Source organism: Dapis purpurea BLCC-M126 (assembly GCF_050015975.1).
Taxonomy (GTDB): Bacteria; Cyanobacteriota; Cyanobacteriia; order Cyanobacteriales; family Microcoleaceae; genus Trichodesmium.
In genome coordinates this window covers 1-5,140 of record NZ_JBNHER010000107.1, presented here as the reverse complement: position 1 = coordinate 5,140, position 5,140 = coordinate 1, and the positions used below count along the sequence as shown (strand labels likewise).

The window sequence follows — 5,140 nt, the reverse complement described above, 5'->3', positions numbered from 1 at the left end:
TGATTAGCGATCGCCTACCTAATTGTACCTCACTAGCTTGGGAAATGCTATATAAGTCGAGTTTATGAAAATAACTTGACCTCCAATAACTTACTAGAAATACTGGCGTTGGTAAATTCAAAGATGAATCAGGCAGGAATGGGTACATCTCCAAACTTAAGATAATGAATTAAAACTCTGATGGAATGCTTCAGCATCTCTACAGATTTGGAGTAGCACAATGTTTTGCGGTGCAGTCGAGCTAAGTAGTGTCGTAAACGAGTATTTTCTCCTTCTACCCTCGTCATGTAGGTCTTACTGATAATTTGGTCTGGCTCAGGAATAAATACTTTATAAACAGGATTTCCATCACTGACCCAGAAATAGCATTGCCAACAAGCGATCGCTTGCCAGAGCCAAATAAAAGTTTCAGCACTACGGTTTCCGAGAACCCAACCGAGAATTCCTGGCCGAAAGTGATCTACCACTGTCCAAATCCAAACTTTATTTTTTTTTTGAGACAAAAGTTTGTAACTCATCGAATTCTCCAACTTCTGGGATTACTTCTGAGTCATAGGCTGTACTGTAAAAGTTTTCCTACCTGTCTGACCCAATTAATAATTGTGCTATGGGCTACCCCAGTCACTCGGCTAATCCCCCGGAACCCCATACCATTGACATACATTTTCAGACATAAAGCTTTGGTATCCAGGCTATATCCAGGTTGGTCATAGACTTCTATAAACTGCCGACCTTTAACACAGATATAATTTTGCTTGTCTCCTCGATGACCATTTTTGCGGATATGTTTACTACCACACTCTGGACATTGCATAGACTTAATTTATTCAGCACTATCTACATATTCCATTTTGCCCTACCCATCCTATGAGTAGATTACTCAATTCATCTTTCCATTTACCAACGCCGAAATACTGATAACAAAACCCAACATCGTCAACAGACAATGTTGGATTTTTTCAATTAACTAAAGCCTAACCATCGTTTAGTAATTAAGCTCTAATAATTGGGCTTGAATGTAAATAAGAACAATAGAAAAATTTGGAAAAAATTACATCAAACCTAGTTGAGAAAGAATACCTTGACCAGTCAAGAGTTCTGTAGCTATACCAATCACAAAACCTAACATCGCCAAGCGACCATTCCAAGTTTCTGCAAAGTCAGTAAAACCTAACTTTTTATCTTGATTTTCCATATTAATAAACCTCAAATAGTTGCAGTTAAGTGCAAATAACAAAAAAATGTGGGAAAAATTACATCAAACCGAGTTGGGAAAGAATGCCTTGACCAGTCAAGAGTTCTGTAGCGATACCGATAACAAAACCTAACATTGCCAAGCGACCATTCCAAATTTCTGCAAAGTTAGTAAAACCTAATTTTTGATCTTGATTTTCCATTGTAATGAATCTCCAATAATTGCATTTGAGTGTGAATAACAAAAAAATGTGGGAAAAATTACATCAAACCGAGTTGGGAAAGAATGCCTTGACCAGTCAAGAGTTCTGTAGCGATACCGATAACAAAACCTAACATTGCCAAGCGACCATTCCAAATTTCTGCAAAGTTAGTAAAACCTAATTTTTGATCTTGATTTTCCATTGTAATGAATCTCCAATAATTGCATTTGAGTGTGAATAACAAAAAAATGTGGGAAAAATTACATCAAACCGAGTTGGGAAAGAATGCCTTGACCAGTCAAGAGTTCTGTAGCGATACCGACAACAAAACCTAACATTGCCAAGCGACCATTCCAAGTTTCTGCAAAGTCAGTAAAACCTAACTTTTTCTCTTGATTGTCCATGATCATTATATTCGTTTTATTTCAAGCTTATGTAATATAACTTAACTTAAAAAAATAAAGTTGGCAACATTATTTAATATTTTGATGAGGCCAAATAGTTAGGGGATGGACTAAACAGGTGTAAACTAACTACATAGCAATTCTTAAACTAAGATATTCCTCTGACTGATTATTAATTGTTGGACAGTTGTATGAGATTTTCAAATAAATACGAAGAATGGCCTTAGTTGAGAAGAGTAGAAAATTTTAGTAGGAAATAGAAAAAAATATGGAAGGTTGTACAGTTACGGATCTGAAGATTGACAGCAAAAAAAACTGCTATCTCCTTGATGCTGAAGCTATGCGGAAAATTCAGGAAGAAACAGCAGTTTCAACAACATTAGAACCAGGAATCTATGTAATTAGAATTCGTAGTGGTTTGTTTGGATACAAAAGTGACAGCAATAACATTGGTGAACCCATTGTTATGTTATGGATTTATGGTGGCAAGTTTATCAATAAAAAAACTAATTTAGAAGTAGAGGCTACTTGGTCAACTTTAAATGGTGATGACGATACATTAACCCTAGAAGTCCTACAAACAACAAATATTTGTGCATTTTTCTTTGATAGTCATATTGACGATAACCAAGGAGAATTGACAATTTCTATAGTTAAAATGTGAATTATTTTTTTGAACCAAATATCATTAAATTCAAAAAAAACTATTACCTTATTTCCATTTTACTCATAACTAATCAAGATTATATTTCCTCAAATATATCTATAATTACATTGAAAAATATCTCAGTAAAAAGCTAACTGAGCTTGCAATTACAAAAATTATTCATAAGGAATTTAGCCTTCAATTGGAAAAAAATTAACTGTCAATTAATTAGTAAAAAACTAAGAGCTGATAGGGAAGTTAAATTCAAGCTGAAGGCTAATTACTAAAGGTTAGTTTAACCATATCTTGTCAACCTACAAGCCAGATAAAAATGTCTTCATATAGTAAAAAGTTATTTCAAATATCAGTAGTATTACTAACATTAACTGCTACTCCCAAGTCCTTAGCAGCTGCTAATTTATCTTTTTTAAGCAATACTATCCTAGCTCAATCCGTCAACTCAGATAATACCTATTCACTACCTGAATCCCTGCCAAGTGGTACAAAAATAAGATTGTCTGGCTCTAGTAGTATGGCAGTTATTAATCAAGCACTAAAACAACGTTATGAAGAAAAATATCCAGATGCTCAAGTGAAATTGCTAACAAGTGATACAAGTGAAGTATTAGAAGCCCTCCTAAAAGGAGAAACAGATTTAGTAGCTGTGGGACGTCAATTAACTGTTCAGGAAAAAAACCAAGGATTAGTTGAAGTCCCCATTAACCGAGGTAAAATTGCGATTATAGTAGGTTCTGACAATCCATTTCCAGAAAATTTATCATTCGAGCAATTTGCTAAAATATTTAGGGGAGAAATTACAAACTGGTCAGAAGTAGGAGGCCCAGAATTAGCAATTCGCTTCATTGATCGCCCAGAGTCTAGTGATACGAGACAAGCTCTAGAAAGCTACGACGTGTTTAGAAAAAGTCTATTTCAGACCGGAGGTAACACGACCAAGTTATCTGAGGATAATACAGCAGCAGTCGTCAAAGAACTAGGTAAAGATGGAATTAGCTATGCGATCGCTGACCAAGTGCTGAACAAGGAAAATGTTCGGGTTGTTCAAATGCACAAAACTCTGCCAAATGACCCCCGTTACCCATACTCTCAACCCCGTAGCTACATTTATAAACAAGATACTGCTCCTCCAGAAGTGATAGCATTTCTTGGCTTAGTTACTTCTGAAGGTGGTCAAGCAGTTGTAGCAGCAGCAGATCAACAGGAAAAAAATGATACCTCAACTGCGACAGGTCTAACAACTGCTTCCAGTCCAGATAATACAACTGAGGCCGAATTAAACCAACAGGAAAAAACTGATGCCTCAACTGCGACAGGTCTAACAAGTACTTCCAGTCCAGATAATACAACTGAGACAGGATTAAACCAGCAGGAAAAAAATGATGCTTCAACTGCAGGAGGTCTAACAACTCCATCCAGTCCAGATAATCAAACTGAGACAGGATTAAGCCAACAGGAAAAAAATGATGCTTCAACTGCCGGAGGTCTAGCAACTCCATCCAGTCCAGATAATCAAACTGAGACAGGATTAAGCCAACAGGAAAAAAATGATGCTTCAACTGCCGGAGGTCTAGCAACTCCATCCAGTCCAGATAATCAAACTGAGACAACACTAGTGCAAGGACCTACTGCTGATACCAATCAAGAAACAGAAAAAAAAGGATTCCCTTGGTGGATCTTACTGTTATTAGGAATTCCTTTACTAGGAGCATTATTATGGGGACTGCTAAAAGGGCGTGGAGATGAGTCAGCAGGAACAGGAGGAACTCCTATGGCTCCTGGAACAACTACAGATTCAGACTCTCCCACTGTAGGGGGAACTTCTGTTACTGGTACTGGATTTGCTGAGGCAACTGATGCACCAGCAACCAAAACTCCAGAAGGTGAAAATGAGGCAGCCATTGGTACTTCTGGCATGGGAGTAGCTCCCATAGCAGGAATAGCAGGAGTAGCAGGAATAGCAGGGTTAGTAGCAGCCTGGGCAAACCAAGAAAAAAATAGTCAAATAACTTTGACCCCCAACCATAGTCAAACAGCATTAGCAACTTGGTCAGTACCACAATCAGACAAAGATGCAGCCAAGTCACATGGTGGTCAACAATATCAACTACGAGTTTATGATGTTACAGATATTGGGGCAGATTCACAAATACCTCAGAGTGTGCAACAGCATGATATCTCCGAATCAACCACACACAAGGAACTAGAATCTCTAGAGAGTCAACGAGAATATCTGGCGGAAATAGGTTATGTCACGGATGATGGTGAGTGGCTAAAGTTAGCTCGTTCTCAGCCAGTGCGGATATTAGGGGCAGAAGAAGCAGTAGATACTACTGTTCAGTTAACTGATACAGTAACTCCAGAAACAAAGACAGAAACTCTCACAACTGAAGGAACCCCAGAAGATACTAATCAAACAGACCTTGGTAGTATTGGTATAGGAGTAGCAGGAATAGCAGGAGTGGCGGGAATAGCAGGTTTAGTAGAGACCCCAGAAGAAACAACACAACTAACTCCAGAAACTCCCACAACTGACGCAGTCCCAGAAGATAGCAATGAAACAGACCTTGGTGCTATTGGTATGGGTGTTGCCGGAATAGCAGGAGCAGGAATAGCAGGGTTAGTAGAGACCCCAGAAGAAACAACACAACTAACTCCAGAAACTCCCACAACTG

6 protein-coding genes and 1 pseudogene are annotated in these 5,140 nt (G+C 38.1%); 2 read left to right on the top strand and 5 right to left on the bottom strand.

The genetic code is table 11. From position 1 onward, the window contains the following. Window positions 1–128: 128 nt before the first annotated feature. The 5 genes and pseudogenes from ACP6PL_RS10065 to ACP6PL_RS10045 form a co-directional block, all read right to left on the bottom strand. Window positions 129–814 (bottom strand): annotated as a pseudogene (locus ACP6PL_RS10065) (IS1 family transposase). A 237-nt stretch (window positions 815–1,051) separates the two neighbouring features. After that, window positions 1,052–1,195: a chlorophyll a/b-binding protein gene (locus ACP6PL_RS10060; RefSeq protein ID WP_426545108.1), complete on the bottom strand. Its 144-nt coding sequence runs from the start codon at window positions 1,193–1,195 to the stop codon at window positions 1,052–1,054. Between the two features lie 58 nt (window positions 1,196–1,253). Continuing rightward, complete coding sequence (locus tag ACP6PL_RS10055; RefSeq protein ID WP_426545106.1) at window positions 1,254–1,397, bottom strand: chlorophyll a/b-binding protein; 144 nt, start codon at window positions 1,395–1,397, stop codon at window positions 1,254–1,256. 58 nt (window positions 1,398–1,455) lie between these two features. Further along, on the bottom strand, window positions 1,456–1,599 hold the full coding sequence (locus ACP6PL_RS10050) for a chlorophyll a/b-binding protein (RefSeq protein ID WP_426545106.1): 144 nt from the start codon (window positions 1,597–1,599) through the stop codon (window positions 1,456–1,458). 58 nt (window positions 1,600–1,657) lie between these two features. Then, on the bottom strand, window positions 1,658–1,801 hold the full coding sequence (locus ACP6PL_RS10045) for a chlorophyll a/b-binding protein (RefSeq protein WP_426545104.1): 144 nt from the start codon (window positions 1,799–1,801) through the stop codon (window positions 1,658–1,660). 268 nt (window positions 1,802–2,069) lie between these two features. On the opposite strand from ACP6PL_RS10045, the gene ACP6PL_RS10040 reads away from it, so the two are divergent. Together ACP6PL_RS10040 and ACP6PL_RS10035 are read left to right on the top strand one after the other, a co-directional pair. Beyond that, complete coding sequence (locus ACP6PL_RS10040; protein ID WP_426545102.1) at window positions 2,070–2,465, top strand: hypothetical protein; 396 nt, start codon at window positions 2,070–2,072, stop codon at window positions 2,463–2,465. A gap of 313 nt (window positions 2,466–2,778) precedes the next feature. After that, window positions 2,779–5,140, top strand: a 2,362-nt coding sequence (locus ACP6PL_RS10035) for a substrate-binding domain-containing protein (RefSeq protein ID WP_426545100.1), incomplete at its 3' end; no start/stop codon positions are given.

Excerpts from the sequence above, each read along its gene's own strand:
- ACP6PL_RS10060 (WP_426545108.1), bottom strand. The coding sequence starts at position 1,195 with ATGGAAAATCAAGATAAAAAGTTAGGTTTTACTGACTTTGCAGAAACT.
- ACP6PL_RS10055 (WP_426545106.1), bottom strand. The coding sequence starts at position 1,397 with ATGGAAAATCAAGATCAAAAATTAGGTTTTACTAACTTTGCAGAAATT.
- ACP6PL_RS10050 (WP_426545106.1), bottom strand. The coding sequence starts at position 1,599 with ATGGAAAATCAAGATCAAAAATTAGGTTTTACTAACTTTGCAGAAATT.
- ACP6PL_RS10045 (WP_426545104.1), bottom strand. The coding sequence starts at position 1,801 with ATGGACAATCAAGAGAAAAAGTTAGGTTTTACTGACTTTGCAGAAACT.
- ACP6PL_RS10040 (WP_426545102.1), top strand. The coding sequence starts at position 2,070 with ATGGAAGGTTGTACAGTTACGGATCTGAAGATTGACAGCAAAAAAAAC.